The 16,253-nt window shown below is 47.3% G+C and carries 14 protein-coding genes; 10 read left to right on the top strand and 4 right to left on the bottom strand.

Translation table 11 applies throughout. The features are described from left to right. The first annotated feature begins 21 nt into the window (after positions 1 to 21). Together C7R93_RS20510 and C7R93_RS20505 are read left to right on the top strand one after the other, a co-directional pair. Positions 22 to 1,155 carry a M20 peptidase aminoacylase family protein gene (locus tag C7R93_RS20510; protein WP_106840558.1) on the top strand — a complete coding sequence of 378 codons (1,134 nt, stop codon included), beginning with the start codon at positions 22 to 24 and terminating at the stop codon, positions 1,153 to 1,155. A 30-nt stretch (positions 1,156 to 1,185) separates the two neighbouring features. Beyond that, the gene (locus C7R93_RS20505) at positions 1,186 to 2,598 is read left to right on the top strand and encodes a YfcC family protein (RefSeq protein ID WP_106840557.1); all 1,413 of its coding nucleotides are present in this window, start codon (positions 1,186 to 1,188) and stop codon (positions 2,596 to 2,598) included. Between the two features lie 73 nt (positions 2,599 to 2,671). Here the strand turns inward: C7R93_RS20505 and C7R93_RS20500 are convergent, their stop codons facing one another. Both C7R93_RS20500 and C7R93_RS20495 read right to left on the bottom strand, forming a co-directional pair. Then, positions 2,672 to 4,030, bottom strand: coding sequence for a TrkH family potassium uptake protein (locus tag C7R93_RS20500; protein ID WP_106840556.1), 1,359 nt, complete (start codon positions 4,028 to 4,030; stop codon positions 2,672 to 2,674). Between the two features lie 123 nt (positions 4,031 to 4,153). Beyond that, positions 4,154 to 4,579 (bottom strand): CHRD domain-containing protein, encoded by a 426-nt coding sequence (locus C7R93_RS20495; protein WP_106840555.1) that lies wholly within the window; start codon positions 4,577 to 4,579, stop codon positions 4,154 to 4,156. A gap of 549 nt (positions 4,580 to 5,128) precedes the next feature. Here C7R93_RS20495 and C7R93_RS20490 point away from each other — a divergent pair. The 7 genes from C7R93_RS20490 (at position 5,129) to C7R93_RS20460 (ending at position 12,800) form a co-directional block, all read left to right on the top strand. After that, the gene (locus C7R93_RS20490; RefSeq protein ID WP_106840554.1) at positions 5,129 to 6,880 is read left to right on the top strand and encodes an ABC transporter ATP-binding protein; all 1,752 of its coding nucleotides are present in this window, start codon (positions 5,129 to 5,131) and stop codon (positions 6,878 to 6,880) included. Positions 6,881 to 6,884: 4 nt separating this feature from the next. Beyond that, positions 6,885 to 8,942 carry an ABC transporter ATP-binding protein gene (locus C7R93_RS20485; RefSeq protein ID WP_106840553.1) on the top strand — a complete coding sequence of 686 codons (2,058 nt, stop codon included), beginning with the start codon at positions 6,885 to 6,887 and terminating at the stop codon, positions 8,940 to 8,942. 73 nt (positions 8,943 to 9,015) lie between these two features. After that, positions 9,016 to 9,342, top strand: a complete 327-nt coding sequence (locus C7R93_RS20480) for a DUF1904 family protein (RefSeq protein WP_106840552.1) — start codon at positions 9,016 to 9,018, stop codon at positions 9,340 to 9,342. 248 nt (positions 9,343 to 9,590) lie between these two features. Continuing rightward, entirely contained in the window at positions 9,591 to 10,163 is a 573-nt protein-coding gene (locus C7R93_RS20475; RefSeq protein ID WP_106840551.1) for an RNA polymerase sigma factor, read from the top strand. After that, complete coding sequence (locus tag C7R93_RS20470) at positions 10,141 to 11,118, top strand: DUF4367 domain-containing protein (RefSeq protein ID WP_106840550.1); 978 nt, start codon at positions 10,141 to 10,143, stop codon at positions 11,116 to 11,118. The genes C7R93_RS20475 and C7R93_RS20470 overlap by 23 nt, the downstream gene beginning before the upstream one ends. A 133-nt stretch (positions 11,119 to 11,251) precedes the next feature. Next, on the top strand, positions 11,252 to 11,818 hold the full coding sequence (locus tag C7R93_RS20465; RefSeq protein ID WP_106840549.1) for an RNA polymerase sigma factor: 567 nt from the start codon (positions 11,252 to 11,254) through the stop codon (positions 11,816 to 11,818). After that, the gene (locus tag C7R93_RS20460; protein ID WP_106840548.1) at positions 11,799 to 12,800 is read left to right on the top strand and encodes a hypothetical protein; all 1,002 of its coding nucleotides are present in this window, start codon (positions 11,799 to 11,801) and stop codon (positions 12,798 to 12,800) included. The genes C7R93_RS20465 and C7R93_RS20460 overlap by 20 nt, the downstream gene beginning before the upstream one ends. 61 nt (positions 12,801 to 12,861) lie before the next feature. Here the strand turns inward: C7R93_RS20460 and C7R93_RS20455 are convergent, their stop codons facing one another. Next, entirely contained in the window at positions 12,862 to 13,788 is a 927-nt protein-coding gene (locus tag C7R93_RS20455; RefSeq protein ID WP_106840547.1) for a DMT family transporter, read from the bottom strand. Between the two features lie 111 nt (positions 13,789 to 13,899). Here C7R93_RS20455 and C7R93_RS20450 point away from each other — a divergent pair, with 111 nt between their 5' ends. Then, positions 13,900 to 15,327 (top strand): aminotransferase-like domain-containing protein, encoded by a 1,428-nt coding sequence (locus C7R93_RS20450; protein ID WP_106840546.1) that lies wholly within the window; start codon positions 13,900 to 13,902, stop codon positions 15,325 to 15,327. Between the two features lie 40 nt (positions 15,328 to 15,367). Here C7R93_RS20450 and C7R93_RS20445 read toward each other — a convergent pair whose 3' ends face one another. Further along, positions 15,368 to 16,081, bottom strand: a complete 714-nt coding sequence (locus C7R93_RS20445) for an alpha/beta fold hydrolase (protein ID WP_106840545.1) — start codon at positions 16,079 to 16,081, stop codon at positions 15,368 to 15,370. Positions 16,082 to 16,253 lie beyond the last annotated feature (172 nt).

Here is a 16,253-nt window from a genome sequence, read left to right as displayed (position 1 = left end):
TCAGGGAGGATGATGAATCGGATGAATCCGTTCTTATACATGGACGAGCATCACGACGAAATAGTGCGAACATACAAAGATTTGCATCAATTGGCGGAGCCGAGCTGGCACGAGGAGAAAACGGCGAGATATTTGCGGGAACGCTTGGAGGCGGCCGGTATTGCCGTCACACGCTTCGAGGGGCACCACGGCTTTTATGCAGAGATTCCTGGAGAAAGCGCTGAAATCGTAGCTTTGCGCGCGGATATGGATGCGCTCGTGCAGGAAGTGGACGGCGTGGTGAGACCGAATCATTCATGCGGGCACGATGCTCACTCGACACTGGCTCTCTACAGCGCCCTTGCTATTCAAGCAAGCGGAGTTGTGCCGCAAAAAACGATGCGCTTTCTTTTCCAGCCTGCTGAGGAGAAGATGGGCGGAGCCTTGCAGATGCTGAAGGATGGCGCCCTGGAAGGCGTGACAAAGCTGATCGGCGTTCATCTGCGCCCAGAAATGGAAGTGCCGTATGGTAGCGCTGCTCCGGCGATTTTGCATGGATCGTCTAGTTCCATCAGAGGGACGATTACAGGTCTGCAAGCACACGGAGCACGTCCGTCGCTCGGTAAAAATGTCATCGAAGCCGCTTCGTTTTTGGTTATTGCGCTGCAAAATATTCGTCTGCAAGACGGATGCTCTTTTTCCGTGAAGATGACCCAATTGCAAGCAGGGGGAGAAACGGTGAACGTCATCCCTGATCGAGCGACCTTTAGCCTCGATGTACGTGCACAGTCCAATGAAGGCATGGCAGAATTGCAGAGAAAAACCGAGCATGCCATGAGTCAGACAGGGGCTTTGATGGGCATGGATGTAGAGTGGGAATGGTCGGGAGTCACACCGGCTGCGGTTGCCAATGCGAACATGATCCAAGTAGCGAAAAAGGCAATTGGGAAAGTATTGGGTGAGGACAAAATTGCCGATATATGTGTGACGCCAGGCGGAGAGGACTTTCATTTTTACGCGATTCATCGCCCTGAGCTAGCCACCACAATGATTGGTCTGGGATGTGGGCTTACGCCGGTCTTGCATCATCCACAGATGACTTTTCAGACGGATGCCTTGATTTATGGGGCGAAAATCATGACAGCTGCGATTTATGAAGCAGCCCAACATTCTTAGAGAAGCGCTAGACACGCAGGGGGTTACTTTATGACAGAGAGCAAGCAACTAAAAAAGAAAAGCTTATTTCGGCTAGACGCCTACGTCCTTTTGTTTTGCATCTTACTTCTATGTGCACTAGCTACCTATGTGGTCCCGACAGGCGAATTTGACCGTGTAAAAAACGGTAATGTGACGACGGTTGTCCCGGGTAGCTATCATGCGGTGGAGCCGAATCCTACGGGCTTTATCGAGTTTTTTACCGCGATCCAGACAGGGATGGTCAAAGGCGCGCCGATCATCTTCCTTGTTTTGTTTACAGGCGGTGCTTTGGCTGTTCTGGATAAAACAGGAGCACTCAACGCAGCGATTCTTACCATGGTCCGAAAATTAGGAAATAGAGAGTGGCTGCTGGTTATTCTGATCACTTCTGTCTTTTCCGTACTAGGTACGTTGGGTGTCATCGTCAACTCCGTCATTGCCTTCGTTCCGCTTGGCATCATGATTGCGAGAGCGATGAAAATGGATGCGATCTTCGGTGTGGCTCTGATTTATTTGGGTGTGTATGCTGGATTCAATACAACAATTGCTTTTCCAGGAACGCTGGGCTTGTCCCAAGAAATTGCGGAGCTGCCGCTGTTTTCAGGTATCGGCTATCGTACCATCATTTATGTTACGTTTGTGATTGTAACCATTTTGTATATCGGGCGTTACGCGCGCAAGGTTCGTCAAAACAAGAGTATCTTGGGGGACGAGCTGTTTCCTTCGGATAGTGGTTCAAACACGATGGAAGTAGACACGAAAAATGTTGATTTTACTACCCGTCACAAATTGATTTTGGCGTTTACGGGGATCGTTCTGATTGGTTTTATCATCTGCACGATTTTGTTCAAATGGGACGTAAACGAGATGTCAGGTATCTTTATTTTCATTGCGATCGGAGTAGGCTTGCTCAACAAAATGAGCGGCAACGATATCGCCAAAACGTTCTTAAAAGGCTGTCAGGGACTGATTTATGGGGCTTTGATTGTCGGTATGGCACGTGCGGTCACGGTCATTTTGGAAGATGGGAAGTTCCTTGATACCATCGTGTACGGTCTTGCTACCATTCTGGAGCCGCTGTCACCGATGGCAGGTGCAATTGGGATGTTCCTCGGAAGCGCCGGGCTGCACTTCTTGATTTCGTCCGGTTCTGGAGAAGCCGTTATGCTGATGCCGCTGTTGGCACCATTGGCTGACCTGATGGGCATTACGCGCCAAGTGGCAGTAGAGGCTCTGATGCTCGGAGAAGGTGTGGTCAACTGCATCAACCCGACCTCAGGTGTTCTGATGAGTATTCTGGCGATGAGTGGCATTTCCTACGGCAAGTGGCTGAAGTTCATGCTTCCGCTCACAGCAGTATGGACAGCTCTCTCCATCGTGTTTATCGTGATCGGGGTCTTGATTAACTGGGGCCCGTATTAATCCGACATTCGATGATAAGATTCTCGAAAAAAATCCCCCAACGGCTACATAGCTTTGGGGGATTTCCTGTCTTCTATTGACCAATGATGATGCGTTCTTTCGGATAATGGTAGCGTACGATTCGATCTTTGCGCTTCAAGAAGAGGAGCAAATTGATAATCCCGATACGTCCGATCATCATCGTAATAATCAGGATGAGCTTGCCGCCTATGCCCATCTGTGCCGTAATCCCGGTAGACAATCCGGTCGTCCCGAAAGCAGAGCAGACCTCGAACAAGACGTGCTGGAAAGGTAAATCCTCCAGCCAGACGAGCAGCATGACCGCTGTGAACACCAGGATAATCGCGATGAAAAAGACGATGAAGGAGCGCTGAATGTCCTCATCAACCAGCTCTCTTCCGAACACCTTTACTTCCTTGTAGCCACGCATGTTGGCAAAAACAGAGGCAATCAGGACGAAGAACGTCGTGGTCCGTATCCCCCCGCCCACACTGCTCGGGGAGGCGCCAATGAACATCATCCCGGAGAGCATGATGAGTGTCGCGGTCGACAAGAGGCTGATATCCATCGTAGCCAGGCCGCCGCTTCGCGAAGAGACGGAGTGGAACAACGAATAGAACAGCATTTCATGCCACGTCTTATCGGCCAAAAACTGATTTCGTTCAAAAACGAAAATGAGCAGGGCGCCAATGGCGATCAAGGAAAAGAACGTCAGTGTCGTAATCTTGGTGAAGAGAGAAAAGGTGAAACGCACTTTTGCACGGCGATAGGAAAAGTACGTCCTCAGCTCCACGAGTACAGGAAACCCGATCGCCCCGCAAATAATCAAGATCATCACGATGGTCTGAAATATGTAATCGTGGGTAAAGTCGATCATGGAATTTCCGTACAAGTCAAATCCGGCATTCGTAAAAGCACTGACAGCAGCAAAGTACCCGTGGTAGAACGCGCTGTACCAGTCGTCGTAGTAGCCTGCGAACATAAAATGACTGCCTAACAAAATCGTTCCCACCAGTTCAATCAAGAGCGCAATCACGAGGATATTGCGCATCAGGTCGACCAGACCGGACAACGTGGAGCGGTTATGGTCCGTCGCGATCCAGATGCGCTGCTCCAGACCGATTTTTTGACCCATGAGGATCCAGATGAACGTTCCGAGTGTCATGATTCCGACCCCGCCAACCTGGAAAAGCAAGGTAAGAAACAATACCCCCCACTGGTTGAAAACCTCATGAATCGCAATGACAGTAAGCCCGGTAACGCTGATGGCACTGGCCGCGGTAAATAAAGAGTCAACAAAAGAAAGAGAGACTCCCGGCAAATGAAAAAACGGCAATGACAGAAGAAACGCTGAGATCAGGATGAGCCCAACGTAGGCGAACACGATGATTTGAACAGATGTCAATCGACGCTTTTGATTGGATGATAACAAAATAAATAGCCTCCTGAATGAGCTTCATGAGGATAATCATACCAAAAAAAGTTCGCTAGCAAAAATACGTAAGAAAACACCCCTTGCCTGTGGTAGCACCAAAGACAAGGAGTGTTCGTTCATCTACCTCTTATTGCGACGGAGGGCACGTCTGATCTGACCGCGAATCTCTCCACCCGGATTTTGCGTTGTGTGCGCGTTTACATACGTTCGCCCGTTGTTCATGAGCCGAATCAAGTCTGACAGGGGTCTGCCTTGCAACGGACCGACCAAATCAGCTCGCGTAATGGAACCGGTCACAACACCCCGATTCACACTGATACCACGCGTTACAGGACCAAACAGGAATACAACAACAGGTCCATTTACGCCTCTGGCCCCAACATGAATATGACCTTGCGTGAAATTCCGCAAGTTGTTCACGACCAAGCGAAAATCGAGTCGTTGTCCATTCTGACTTAATTGAAAGCTAGTAGTACCTGTCGCATTTGTTCTGACTGGCGGAACCTCTTCAGCGCCTCGTAAGATAGCTCGAAACCTAAATGCCATAGTAATCACCTCCTGCTTTCTACAATATTTTGGCGGCTCATAGATGGCTTGTACGTTTGTCCAACGCGATTAGAACTTGTGCAAAAAAGGCTCGTAAACTAGCCGTAAGGGGAGAAATCGTGCGAGATTCCGCTGTAGCGAAAAGATCAGTTGACAATGTATCCGCAACAATGGTAAAGTTCAGAATGTATTTATTGGAAATTCAAAATATTAATGGAAAGGTGGGCTAGTCATGAAAAGAATTGTACGCATGGGTCATACATACAAGGGCATAGATGACGTAACCCCACCATTGATACGAGCGTAGTATCGTTTTTTTGATCTCGTTAACATGGCGTAGGTTACATTTTTCGTAACTTGCGCCTTTTCTATTTTTGTTGAGGAAAAGGCATGTTGCTCACGGGCGATATGTCTTTTTTGGTCGATAAAAATTCTCGAATTTTTATCGACATAAGTGCAACTAAGGCTTCGCCAAAAGATTTGGCGAAGTCAAGTTTTCTAATCCCAAAAAAGGTCACCCACCCAGCTAAAGAGAGGGGAGAAACACGGATGTTCTCGGTTTTGGCAAAGCTTGATTGGTTTTTCAAGGAGCATTGGAAACGTTATACGGTCGCTATTCTGCTATTGATTCTGGGCGGCTTACTGGAGATTATCCCTCCAAAAATCATCGGGGTGGCTATTGATGAGATTCACCTGGGGACGCTGACTGGCGAGCGGCTGCTGTCCATTCTGCTGTTTTTTGGTGGATTGTCTGTCGCGATTTATTGGGTCAATTTTATCTGGATTCGCCAGCTGTTTGGGGGAGCGTTTCTGGCGGAGCGGACTTTACGTTCGAAGCTCATGACGCATTTATTGCGAATGACGCCAACGTTTTATCAGCGCAATCGTACCGGTGATCTAATGGCGCGGGCGACAAATGATCTCAAGGCTGTCTCGATGACGACAGGCTTCGGAATTTTGACGATGGTGGATTCGCTATCCTTTACAGGGGCGATTGTGCTGACGATGGGCTTTTTGATCAGTTGGAAGCTGACCTTAGCGGCGATTCTTCCTTTGCCGTTCATGGCCTATATCATCAAGCAATATGGGAAAAAAATTCACGAGCGTTTTTCTACCGCACAAACATCGTTCGGCGAGCTGAACGACCGCGTGCTGGAATCCGTCTCTGGAGTTCGCGTGATTCGAGCTTATGTACAGGAGATGGCGGATCAGGAGCGCTTTCGCCAAAAAACTCATGAAGTGTATCAAAAAAATATCGATGTGGCGAGAGTAGATTCCTTGATTGAGCCGACCGTCAAAATATTGGTTGGAATCAGCTATTTGATCGGCTTGATCTACGGTGGTTACCTCGTGTTCCAAAGAGAGCTGACCTTGGGAGAGCTGGTCTCGTTCAACGTTTATCTCGGGATGCTCATTTGGCCGATGTTTGCGATTGGTGAATTGATCAATGTGATGCAAAGAGGAAGCGCCTCATTGGATCGTGTCAATGAAACCTTGGCTTACGAAGCAGATGTGACGGATCACGACAGACCGGTACATGTGGCAGTACCAGAAGTCATTCGATTTGATTCCGTGACATTCCGCTATCCATCTGCGCAGGTTGACCAACTAAGTAATGTCTCCTTTACTCTTGGTCGGGGGCAGACTCTAGGAATTGTCGGGCGTACAGGAAGCGGGAAATCCACGCTGGTGCGACAGCTGCTTCGCGAATATCCGGTAGGGCGGGGAGCGATCAGTGTTTCGGGAGAGGCGCTAGAACAGATCAGTCTGGATAACATCAAGAGCTGGATTGGCTATGTACCGCAGGAGCAGATTCTGTTCTCGAAGACAGTCCACGAAAACATCCTGTTCGGGAACACCGAGGCGACAGAAGAAGAATTACAGGAAGTGTTGAAGCAGGCAGCATTTGCTCGGGATGTGCAACTATTGCCCGAAGGCTTGCAAACGCTCGTTGGTGAAAAAGGCGTAGCCCTTTCAGGCGGGCAAAAACAACGGGTATCGATTGCCCGAGCTCTTTTGGTCAATCCGGAAATCTTGATTCTCGATGATGCCATGTCAGCAGTGGATGGCAAAACCGAAGCGGAGATGATTACGAATATTCGCCGGGAGCGTGCAGGCAAAACAACACTGATCACTACACATCGATTAACTGCCGTCCAGCATGCAGACTGGATTCTCGTCTTGGACGAAGGTCGAATCATCGAGGAAGGTACGCATGCACAGCTATTGGAGCTGGGCGGATGGTATAAAGAACAATTCGAGAAACAGCAGATTGAAGCGACGCTGACAGAAAGCGGGTGAATGAATGACGACGGGGAAAAGGCTAGTTCACTATGCAGCCATTTTTAAAAAGACGATCCTCTTGGCGGTATTGATGCTGTCCATCTCGGTTGGGGCAGAACTGACGGGGCCGTTTTTGGCGAAAAAAATGATCGATACGCACATCATGGGCATTGAATTCCCTTGGTATGAGACGGCACAGCGTGAGGGCTCCGTGCTATACAAAGGGAAGTATTACACCAGACAGGATCACTTGGCAGCAGGTGAGAGCAAGGGCGGGGAAGTTCGTGTTCTGCAGGTAGGACGCGACTATTATTTCTTGGATCAGGCGATTTCGTATGATGGGCAGCGATCCATTAAGGATGGGAAGCTCGTCATTGCCAAAGGTTCCGATCGAGCTGAGTACCAGGCAACGCTCTTAAGCAATCAGGAGATATTTGAATTTTTTCGACCAGAGACAAGTGGCCTGATCACGCTGGCTGTTCTCTATTTCGGGTTATTGGTAGTTGCCGCGCTCTTTCACTATGGGCAAAAGTTCTTATGGCAAAAATCAGCGAATCAAGTCATCGAGAGACTGCGCATTGATGTGTTCGCGCATATTCAACGATTGCCCATCCATTATTTCGATCATCTCCCTGCCGGGAAGGTGGTTGCTCGTGTCACAAACGATACGGAAGCAATCCGTGAGCTGTTTACGAATGTGCTCGGCAACTTCATTACGAGCGGGATCTATTTAATCGGTATTTTTGCAGCGCTGTTCTTGCTTGATGTACGACTCGCGCTCGTGTGTCTGGTCATTTTGCCAATCATGGTCGTGTGGATTTACTTGTATCGCAAGTACGCTTCTGCTTTTAACCATGTGATTCGGGCACGCATTAGCGACATCAACGGGATGATTAACGAGTCGATTCAAGGGATGCCGATCATTCAGGCGTTTCGCAGGGAAAAGGAAACGATGCGGGAATTCGGCGAGCTGAACGAAGAGCTGTTCACCTACCAAAATAAAATGCTACGGCTCAATGCGACCGCTTCGTTTAATCTGGTTCAGTTCATCCGCAATATTGCGTTTGTGTTGTTCATCTGGTATTTCGGTGGTGCGTCCCTCGGGATAGGTACACTGCTTTCACTGGGCGTCCTCTACGCTTTCGTCGATTACCTCAATCGTTTGTTTCAGCCGATGACACAGATCGTCAACCAATTGGCGAACCTGGAGCAATCTCTCGTCGCGGCATCGCGTGTGTTTGAACTGCTTGATGAAGAGGGCATTGACGTTGATCCTGCAAAGGTTCCTTGCTATCAGGGGAATGTCCGCTTTGACGATGTTTCTTTTGCCTACAAAGACGACCAATACGTGCTGAAAAACATTTCATTCGAAGCATGGCCAGGTGAGACTGTGGCACTTGTCGGTCATACGGGCTCGGGAAAAAGCTCGATTATCAATCTATTGCTCCGCTTCTATGATGTAAACAGTGGAGCGATTATGATTGATGGACGCAATGTGCAGGCGTTTTCCAAACAGCAGCTTCGCCAGCACATGGCCATTGTGTTGCAGGACCCGTTTTTGTTTACAGGAACGATTCGTTCCAATGTGAGTCTGGATGATCCGTCGATTTCGCCGGAAAAGGTGGAAAAAGCCTTGTGTGATGTAGGGGCAGATCAATTGTTCCGCAGTCTTTCGCAAGGATTCGATGAACCTGTTATTGAAAAGGGCAGCACCCTCTCTCTTGGGCAGCGTCAGTTGATTTCGTTTGCGCGTGCTCTCGCATTTGACCCGGCCATCCTCATTCTGGATGAAGCGACTGCCAGTATCGACACGGAAACAGAGGGCATTATTCAAAATGCACTTGAGGTGTTGAAAAAAGGCAGAACGACCTTCATCATTGCTCACCGTCTGTCTACGATCAAAAATGCGGATCAAATTCTCGTACTGGATCGAGGAAGGATCGTAGAGCGAGGAAAGCATGAAGACTTGATGGAAAAGCAAGGCAGGTACTATCAGATGTATCAAATGCAGCAAGGGAACAAAGTAGCGCAGGTGCAGGAGGCAGTAGTAAATCACGGAACCGCCGCTGCACTGACCTAGTTTTTTCTACTCTTTTTGCCTGCTGAACGGTAAGATAGAGCATAGAAGTATGGACTTTTCAGGAGGGATCATCATGCCACATCTTATCGTTCGAGGTATCCAAGCTGAACAAATAGCCACGATTAGCGAACCGCTTGCAGTGGAGCTTGCTGCACTATGCCAATGCGGCACGGACAATTTCACGATCGAATGCTTGCATACGACAGGCGTTTTTGGTGGGAAGATCGTGGAGTCGTTTCCTTTTATAGAAGTAGCATGGTTCGAGCGGGGGCAAGAAGTTCGTGACCAGTTTGCCCAGATTGTGACCAAGCATGTCTTATCTCTTGGCATTCCAGAAGTAGAGATGGCATTTGTCGCTTATCAAAAAGAAAGCTATTATGCCAACGGAGAGCATTTCTAAAGGAAGCCGACAGGTGCTGTCGATTTCCCGGGAAAGTATCAAGACATTCGACAAGCGTACGGAAAAGCAAATGAATACAAGCATGGAATAAGGGTGTTCCTACCGGAAGTACGAGATTTTTCGTACGAGACGGGTGGAGCACCCTTTTTATTTGGAGAGAATTTTTATTCGTAAAACCAAAAATTTCTAAAATAGGTGTCACAAACAAAAGATGCCAATTGTTATTCATAGTGAGAGGAGGGCAAACCGTGGAAAAAACAGAGATAGAGCGCCTACTGACAGAGATAAAAGCTGGCTCTCTTGAGCAATACGAAATCATTATCGATCACTATCAACAACCGATCTTTACATACTGCTATCACATGCTCGGTCATCGTCAAGATGCAGAAGACGCAGTCCAGGAAGTTCTGTTTCGTGCCTACGAGCATCTTGAACAGTATACGTACTCGCTGTCATTTTCCGCATGGCTGTACCGGATCGCTTACAACCATTGTGCGAATGTGCTAAAGCGCAGGAAATTAAGCCGCGTATTGCCCTTTTTGTACAACCGGGATCAGGATGGACGCAATTATGTCGAGGAGAGCATCGACAGCAATTATTTTGGGGAGCCGCTTGAACGCATCTGGAAACGGCTGTCCGCCGAAGAACGAACACTTATGTTCCTGCGGGTGCTAGAGGAAAGAGAGTACGAGGAAATTGCAGAGCTGATGGACAAAAAGCCTGCGGCCCTCCGCAAGCAATTTGAACGCGTTTTGAAAAAGTGCAAACGTTATTTGCCAACGACGGGAGGGGTGCGAAATGATGGACAAAAATCCGTTTAAGCACATGCGAGACATGCTGGTAGCGAAGCCCGTCCCGAAAGTCGATGTCAAACATAAAGTCATGGCCGCAATTCGTGCCAAGGAGAACAAGGAGGAGAAAGTCGTGAAAAGGAAAATTGGCCTGTTAGTCACTGTAGGTATGCTGGTAGGAGCGTCGTCCGTATGGGCGGGGATGGAAATGATCCAGTTGAAAAATGAGAAGGGAGAAGTAGTGTTAGAGCTTGAACAAATGAGTATGCAAGAACAGCAACAAATGATGCAGCAGCTACCCCCTGACACAAAGGATCAGATCAAAAAAAGTAGTGCAGAGATTTATAAACAGTTGGATACCGGAGAACAAATCGTCAATGGATTAAAACCAGGAGAAGCGGTTGCCATTTATTGGCCGGTGACAAAACTTCAGTTGGAATCAAATCCAAACAGCAAGCCTTTTGTAGATGTACGCTCCAAGCCTTTTACCTATACAACGTGGAAGGACATGGAACAAAAGGTTGGCCATCTGTTCAAGGTCCCGGCAGAGATGGGGACGGACTTCAAATTTGCAGCAGGCGAAGCGATCTATCTCCCAAGTGACAAGTATGATGAGAGAGCGATGAAAGAGGAACAAGAAAGAACGAAAAAAGAATACGTGGTACAACCAGTTCCGTTATCGGACAAGTTTCGTAATGCAGAGATTGAGTACAAGGGCCAAAAAGGGAGTGCTTTCTTAGAAGTGTCCATCCTGGATGACAAGAATAAAAGTGGAGGTACATTTGCGGAGAATCTGGAGAAGATCATGATTGGCGACAATGAAGCCGTGTACTCCACTTTCGCACCTGAAAATGGGGAAACTGTGCACTCTTTGCAATGGGTGAAAAATGGGACAAAGGTGGACTATAGCCTGAGAGCCAATATGAGTGTGAGCACGAAAGTAGAGCTGCTGAAAATGGCGGAACAAATCAATCAAGCAAAATAATTTTAAATTTCCCTCATCGTGGGTGCTATACCATGATGGGGGTTTTGTTAGGAAATAGTTTTTAAATAATTTTTTAATAAATGTCACATTAAGGAAACTTCGATTGTTATTCACAGTGAAAGGAGGGCAAAGCGTGGAAAAAAAGGAGATAGAGCTTTTGCTGCAAGCAATAAAAAACGGCTCTCTCGAACAGTTCGAAATCATCATCGATTACTATCAGCAACCGATCTTTACATACTGCTACCATATGCTCTCCCATCACCATGAAGCAGAAATGGCTGTACAGGAAGTTCTGCTTCACGCCTACGAGCATCTGGAACAATATACGACCGCCCTATCTTTCTCGACATGGCTCTATCGAATTGCTCACAACTATTGTGCGAATGAACTAAAGCGCAGAAAGCTAAACCGTTGGTTGCCCTTTCTGTACAAACAGGATCACGGCGGAATTGTGAAGGAGCACATCGATCGCCCTAATAGAGAAGAGCATTTGGAGCGTATCTGGAATCGGTTGGCCGCTGAGGAACGGTCACTCGTTTTTTGGAGGGTGCTGGAGGAAAAAGAGTACGAGGAAATCGCAGAGCTACTGGATAAACCACCTGAGGTCCTGCACAAGCAATTTGAACGCATCTTAAAAAAGTGCAAACGTTATTTGCCAACGATGGAAGGGGTGGCCGCTAATGGACAAAAATCCGTTTAAAAGCATGCGAGACATGCTGGTAGCAAAGCCCGTCCCGAAAGTCGATGTCAAACATAAAGTCATGGCCGCAATTCGTGCCAAGGAGAACAAGGAGGAGAAAGTCGTGAAAAAGAAAATTGGCTTGTTAGTCACTGTAGGTATGCTGATAGGAGCTTCGTCCGTATGGGCGGGAGTAGAAATGATTCAGTTGAAAAATGAGAAGGGCGAAGTGGTATTTGAGCTCTCGCAGCATAAGCTCCAAGAACAACAGCAAATGTTTCAGCAGTTATCTCAGCAGTTATCTCCAGAGGATCAAGCAAAAATGGAGGAGAGACGGAAGAAGAGAGAATACATTGGTACGGTCAGGACAGAAATCATGAATGGCCTGAAGCCTGGAACGTCTGCGGCTATTTACTGGAAGCCAACAAAAGAACAGGGGGAAGACCAAAAAAATATTATCTATACGAAGAAAAAACATCCGGACATTATGGTCGTATCCAAACCGATTGTTTATAAATCATGGAAGGATATGGAACCGATCGTAGGGAAGGTGTTCACTCTGCCAAGCGAGATTCATGGAGGCTTCCGCTTCCTGGAAGGCGAAGTAAACTATGAGGAAAACTACGAGTATGATGTCGACGTGGAAGAATTAAAGGCAAAAGCTGTTAAGGACAATAAAGAATACGCCTTTACAGAAATTCCGTTGAGCAACAAGTTTTCATATACCAATGTCGCTTATCAGTCTGAGAAAGGCAAGGTCTGGGTAGAGGTACGAATCGCCGAAGAAGGAGGATCGGGCACGAGCGCAGACGTCATTGAAAAAGTCATGATTGGCAACAATGAAGCAGCTCTTATGACGCATACGTTTGAAGGCGAAAACTCGTATTGGCTCATCTGGATTAAAAATGGAACGGATCTGGAATACTCTGTTCAAGCTGATGAGAAAGTGGCATCCAAAGACGAGGTGATTAAAATCGCCAAGCAAATCAACGAAATCAAGTAACGGTAGATCAAATAGAGGAGTACCACAGAGCACTAGGCTTTCTTGTGGTACTCCTTTTCTATCATGAATGGCTTACGTCTCGTAGCTTGTTTGCCTTTTTACCCATCAACTGCTTTAAGCCATCCATATTAATCAGGATAATCCCGACAATAATCGTAATCCCCCCTGCTAACGACAGTAGATAAAGCGGCTCATTGTACAGGATGACGCCCAAGCTCAAGGCAATCAACGGAGAGATATAGAGCCACGTGGAGGGAAACACAGGGTTGGTTTTGGCGACGAGCCAATAGAAGATGGTGTGCCCCATCATGGAACCAACGACGATCAAGTACAGGAGCGAAATGATCGCATTCGTTGTCAGCATCGATTCGATATGCACTTGCTCCGTAAAGAACGATAAGACAAGCAGCATCGCTCCTCCATGTACCATCTGTGCTGCATTCAAAGCGATGGGTGAAGTATCTTGAAACCGCTGGATGACACGTCGAGAGTAAACAGCACCAGCAGAATAAAAGATTTGTCCGAAAATGACTGTCATGCACCCTGTAAGCCAAAGGAGACTGAATGAGATGGTCACACCGGGTAAAATCAGCAAAAAGACACCGACAAAGGCAACCAAGCAACCCGCCCACGCAATACCGGGGAGCTTTTGCCGAGTAATACCTGTCTGAAGCAGCATCACCATGAGAGGTGCTGTTGCAGATAAAATGGCTGCAATTCCTGAACTTACATGCTGCTCCGCCCAATACAAGGGGGCAAATGTCCCAAACGTCAAACCAATTCCGGTAAGGAACATTTCTTTATGAAGCAGCAGCGATAGGCGCGCCTGTTTTTTCCAGAGCATAAATGAAAACAAAATGACACCTGCCAGAAAGAACCGAAGTCCTCCTGAGAAGAACGGCGGCGCACCCGCATCGATCCCGACTTTGATTGCCAAAAACGTCGTTCCGAATATCAAGCACATGACCACATAATTAAGCAGTACCATTATGATTCCTCCCTTTCCCTCATCATAAAGGGAAGGGAATAGAACAGATGGAATGGAATAGAACAGATAAGGAGATCAATCCATTATCATGGGGGAAAGGGGGGAGCTTGCATGAAAAGGGATGCTCTTTCAAACAGTCATTCTGATAAGCTGTTCGAACAAGTGTATGAATATCTTCTGGACCGGATCAGACGGGAAGAGTGGAGGGCACATGAGAAGCTTCCTTCTGTTCGAACGTTGGCGTTGGAATTGAATGTGCATCGCCTGACGGTTTTTAAAGCGTATCAATTGCTGAAACAAGAACGCCACGTGTATGTGAAGGATAAATCGGGGTATTATGTACAACCGAGCAGTTTGCTGCCAGTGGATTCGATGAACGATCCAATTGTTTCTGCCTACGTGCACAAGAGTCACCTTTCGGAAATTCATCAGGTGCAGGCGACCTATCAATTTTCCAAAGCGTTAATCGAGCCGAATTTATTGCCCAATCTTTATTTTTCCGAGTACGTGAAGAAAGTGTTTGATTTGTATCCAAAGGTGCTGGGTACCTACTCAACTACACAGGGAGATCAGGAGCTACGGGAAGCACTGTGCAGCTATTATATCAGCCGTTATCATTTCCACCTGTCACCAAATGAGCTGATGATCACATCTGGTTCGCAGGAAGCGATCGATTTGGTTGCCAGAGTCCTTGTAAAGCCGCGTGATGTCGTGTTGCTGGAGAGACCCACTTACAGTCCTGCCATTGATGTATTCAGAAGACAGGGCGCCAATATGATTCCCATCGAAATTACGCCGCATGGATATGATTTGGAGCAGGTTGAACTGTTGATGCAAAAAGAAAAACCGCGCTTGTTTTATCTCAATCCGACTTTTCATAATCCGACTGGCTATACCGTTCCCGCTGAACAACGGAAGAGACTGGTGGAGCTGGCTGAAAAGTATCAGTGTCTGATCGTAGAGGATGATCCGTGCCGTGATATGTACTTCGGCGATGAGCCGCCACTGCCGTTTTTTTCATACGATACAGCAGGCTATGTCATCTATCTGCGCAGCTTTAGCAAGTATATCGCGCCGGGGCTGAGTATTGCGACTGTGGCATGCCGTCCATCTATCATGAATTATTTGCTTCAAGCAAAATCATTGTCAGACAGTGGAGCGCCCCTGTTGAATCAAAAGATTTTTTTACATTATTTCTTCTCCGAACGGATGCAGCAGCATTTGGCAAAGCTGCGGATTGCACTAGCCATTCGCCGGGATATCATGGAAGAAGAGCTGTCCGTCACGGACTGGGAGTGGTCCAGCCCACCAGGAGGCTTTAATTTATGGGTGAAGCTGCCTGATTCCGTCCCGATGGAAAGCCTTCTGGGCAAATGCATAGAGAAATCCATAACGTTTGTGCCCGGTGCGATCTGTGACCCGCTGCGAGAGTTAAGCTCTTGGATACGCATCAGTTATTCTTATTTGAATGAACAACAGCTGCGTGATGGCTTGCAAAGGCTCGTCAGTACAGTTCGCCAGTTGAACATAAAGGAATGAAGAAAGGCTGCCGACATGATGGTCGACAGCCTTCTTTTCCTTATGACTTGCTTACTTGATTGAGATGATTCACCAGCTCTTCTGGTTTTGACAGGAAAGGGGCATGATCCGCTTCCATGGTAATGACCTTGCTGCAAGGTGTTTCTGTATTCATTCTGCGTTGGAAACTGATTGGAATCGCATTATCTAATGTTGTCTCAATATAGATGCGATCGACACTACCGAATTTCTCCTCAGTAATAATCACCGGTTGTGTGAAAGGAGCCAGCGCTTGCGGACGGCAACGCTTCATCGACGCCAGCTTCAGTGCCTCATCTTCCACAGCGTTGAAAAACGTTTCTTCCACAGTCTCAAGCTTAGGACCCAGTGTCATATCAGCTTCATTCAATTCGAATTCAGGGCCTTTTTCTCCTTCTGACTTGCTTATGAGGCTTTCCCCGTTTTTCGGCAAGAATGCGCAAAGGTAGACGAGCTTATCAATTTTGTCATGTACTTTTTCAGCTGTTTGGGTAATGACGAGGCCACCCATGCTGTGTCCGACAAGGATTACTTTTTCGTTTTGTTGCTTGATCAGGTCTGATACTTTCTCTACGTAGAGATCCAGTGTCACCTGCTGAGGAGGTGTCATGTCTTGTCCACTTCCAGGCAAGTCCAATGTTGCGACCTTGTGTCCCAATGCTTCCAGCTCAGGTTTTACTTTTTCCCATACCCATTCACCTTGGCAAGCTCCATGAACCAATACAAAAGTACTCATTTACATACATCTCCTTCGTTTCATGATGATCGTTCGTTAGTGTTAACGAAGCGATTATTGATTAAACAGGTGTTCTTGTGTTCGGTGCTCTTGAGTGCAATAATAATAAAAATCTGTATCGGTAATCTGTGACTTTGTCACCAAGTTATTTTTTTCACAAGGAGGTTCTTCG

This window comes from Brevibacillus fortis, assembly GCF_003013395.1.
Classification (GTDB): Bacteria; Bacillota; Bacilli; order Brevibacillales; family Brevibacillaceae; genus Brevibacillus; species Brevibacillus fortis.
This window is presented reverse-complemented; position numbering and strand designations above follow the sequence as displayed.

What these genes read in the sequence shown, in the direction of transcription:
- C7R93_RS20510 (WP_106840558.1), top strand. Translation starts at nt 22, where the DNA reads ATGAATCCGTTCTTATACATGGACGAGCATCACGACGAAATAGTGCGA.
- C7R93_RS20480 (WP_106840552.1), top strand. Translation starts at nt 9,016, where the DNA reads ATGCCACATCTTATCGTTCGAGGTATCCAAGCTGAACAAATAGCCACG.
- C7R93_RS20445 (WP_106840545.1), bottom strand. Translation starts at nt 16,081, where the DNA reads ATGAGTACTTTTGTATTGGTTCATGGAGCTTGCCAAGGTGAATGGGTA.
- C7R93_RS20505 (WP_106840557.1), top strand. Translation starts at nt 1,186, where the DNA reads ATGACAGAGAGCAAGCAACTAAAAAAGAAAAGCTTATTTCGGCTAGAC.
- C7R93_RS20490 (WP_106840554.1), top strand. Translation starts at nt 5,129, where the DNA reads ATGTTCTCGGTTTTGGCAAAGCTTGATTGGTTTTTCAAGGAGCATTGG.
- C7R93_RS20495 (WP_106840555.1), bottom strand. Translation starts at nt 4,579, where the DNA reads ATGGCATTTAGGTTTCGAGCTATCTTACGAGGCGCTGAAGAGGTTCCG.
- C7R93_RS20455 (WP_106840547.1), bottom strand. Translation starts at nt 13,788, where the DNA reads ATGGTACTGCTTAATTATGTGGTCATGTGCTTGATATTCGGAACGACG.
- C7R93_RS20450 (WP_106840546.1), top strand. Translation starts at nt 13,900, where the DNA reads ATGAAAAGGGATGCTCTTTCAAACAGTCATTCTGATAAGCTGTTCGAA.
- C7R93_RS20470 (WP_106840550.1), top strand. Translation starts at nt 10,141, where the DNA reads ATGATGGACAAAAATCCGTTTAAGCACATGCGAGACATGCTGGTAGCG.
- C7R93_RS20485 (WP_106840553.1), top strand. Translation starts at nt 6,885, where the DNA reads ATGACGACGGGGAAAAGGCTAGTTCACTATGCAGCCATTTTTAAAAAG.
- C7R93_RS20460 (WP_106840548.1), top strand. Translation starts at nt 11,799, where the DNA reads ATGGACAAAAATCCGTTTAAAAGCATGCGAGACATGCTGGTAGCAAAG.